This is a genomic window from Micrococcus sp. HG099 (assembly GCF_024723355.1).
Lineage (GTDB): Bacteria > Actinomycetota > Actinomycetes > Actinomycetales > Micrococcaceae > Micrococcus > Micrococcus endophyticus.
Window position 1 is genome coordinate 1 of sequence record NZ_JANQCJ010000256.1, and the last position, 1,110, is coordinate 1,110.

Below are 1,110 nucleotides of genomic sequence, written 5' to 3' on the forward strand. Positions count from 1 at the left end.
CTCCAGCACGTCGGCGGCGCGCTCGGCGACGTCGGCCTCGCGCCCCTCGAGGACGCTCGCGGCGGCCTCCAGGGCGTCCAGCCGGTCCGCCATGCCGCCGCGCAGCCGCTCCACCACGGAGGTGCCGGCGAGGGCCTTCGCCTCCCGCCAGGCGGCCACCAGCTCGCGCTCGTAGAGGCGCTGCCCCGCCTCCTTCGCGGTCCCCGCGGGGCCGCGGCCGAGCACGGCCACGGCGTCGAGGCGGGAGTCGTCCAGGCCGAGCATGAGGGCCTCGAGCCGCCGGGTGATCGCCTGCAGCCGCCGGCCCGAGGACGTCAGCGAGCCGAGGCCGCGCAGGCCGGCCGCCGTCGTCGCCAGGGACTCCAGGGCCAGCGCCAGGGTGAGCAGGGCGGCGGCGAAGCCGAGCGTGAGCACCGTGGTCAGCACCGCCGGCTCGACGTCCGGGGCGGGCGCCTCGCCCTCGCGGTCCGCGGACTGCATGGCCTGCCCGGCGCGCACCACGGCCGAGCCGACCTCCCCGGCCAGGCTCGCACCCTGCGCGTGCGGCAGGGAGCTGAGCACCACGCCCGCCACGGTCCAGGGCTCTGCCGTGTCCACGGTGTTCAGGGGCACGCGGCCCATCACGCGGCGGCCGTCCTCGAACACGAACACGGGCAGCACCACGGCGTCCCGGCGCAGCTCGCCCGTGGCCGGGTCCAGGAGCGCGCCCGACTCCGCCACGACCCGCCGCAGCCCCTCCGCGGTGGCCGTGGGGTCCAGGTCCACGCCGAGCTCGGACCACGGCCCCTTCCCGTCCTCCGCGTCGGTGCGGGTGGCGCGCGGGGTCAGGTAGGCCTCGCCGGCGCGCACGGCCACCACCACGTCCAGGGCGCGCGGGAAGGTGCCGTCCACGTGCTCGGCGACGCGCTCGACGTCGATCCCGTCCGCCGGGCCGTCCACGCTCACGCTGCGCAGCGCCTCGGAGCCCACGAGTCGGTACGGGTCGGGCGGCAGGGCGGCGTCCGTGGCGCGCTGGGCGAACGGGAGGCTGACCAGCACCGCGAGCACCGCCACGAGGGCCCACGCGGCGCGGCGCAGGTGGGGCGACTCGGCGGGGCCGGCGGCCCGCAC

1 protein-coding gene is annotated in these 1,110 nt (G+C 78.9%); it reads right to left on the reverse strand.

What is annotated here, in order from left to right; all coding sequences use genetic code 11:
- A partial coding sequence (locus NWP10_RS12065; protein ID WP_258301061.1) for a hypothetical protein occupies nt 1-1,110 on the reverse strand: 1,110 nt, incomplete at both ends.